At 43.6% G+C, this 934-nt stretch carries 1 protein-coding gene; it reads right to left on the reverse strand.

Annotated features, from left to right (window positions below):
• Positions 1-167: 167 nt before the first annotated feature.
• Positions 168-934, reverse strand: a 767-nt coding sequence (locus R8O11_RS25825) for a two-component system response regulator (RefSeq protein ID WP_318194685.1), incomplete at its 5' end; no start/stop codon positions are given.

The raw sequence follows: 934 nt of genomic DNA on the forward strand, positions 1-934 counted from the left end.
ATTGTTTTAGGCGCTGACTATACCTTAAACAATTCCATCTAAACACCAACAAAAAGTAAGGTTATAAAATCATCAGTTATAGAACGACAGATTCAGGAAAGAAGAAAGCAGCACATTACATGCTGCTTTCGCCATATTAATTAAAGATAAGATCCGAGTTTGGCTTTCTAAACGAGTCGATTCACTCGAGTAATATTCAGGCTGAAACTGGATGCACCTAAACAACCTATCGACAACTGACCTGTTGTCTTCAGCGGTAAATCTCGGGTGATGAAGTTTTTCATGCTGCCATCACCCAGTCGATTGCCTGCCGCAATATGTTGATTTTCATGTCCATCCGACCATTGGCTGTCCAAACCAGCAGGTAAAAGTGACACGGTTGAAGAAGCTAAATCCGCCACACCAAATACCGCCTTCACCGCACCAGCACAATCTGAGCACTCAATGCCCTTCTCCATGATGTTTACCATGTCTTTCAGATCCGCACTGAGACTTTTTAAGTTTCTTAGGTAATCATCAAACAAAGCTCTCACCAGTAGCGTTGTCGCTACACCTCCATTTTCTTGGGAAGCAGAGTCCACTAAGTAGAAAGCAAACTGTCCATTCATCAACCAGCGATAATCAAACACCAAAGGCATCAAATCTGCCGACTGTAGTAACCGATAAGAACAACGCCAGTCACCTTGAGAGGCGTCTTTGTCTGGCAACAACGCATGCAGCAGATCTCTCGCTGCATTTGGGTTTTGTTGCAAGTACTCTAAATGCCAGTGCAGCTCTTGCTCATCTGGAATTTCTCCACCATCATCTACGCGGAACCACTGGCTTGAAAAGTCACGCTGTTCGGCAAAATGACAATCTGAGTCCTCAAGCGTATTGTCAATCGCTTGCGACAAATGTTCATAATTCCCTATCGGTTTTGGAAGAAAGTCTTTAA

The sequence above is a fragment of the Vibrio sp. 1288 genome (genome assembly GCF_033344475.1).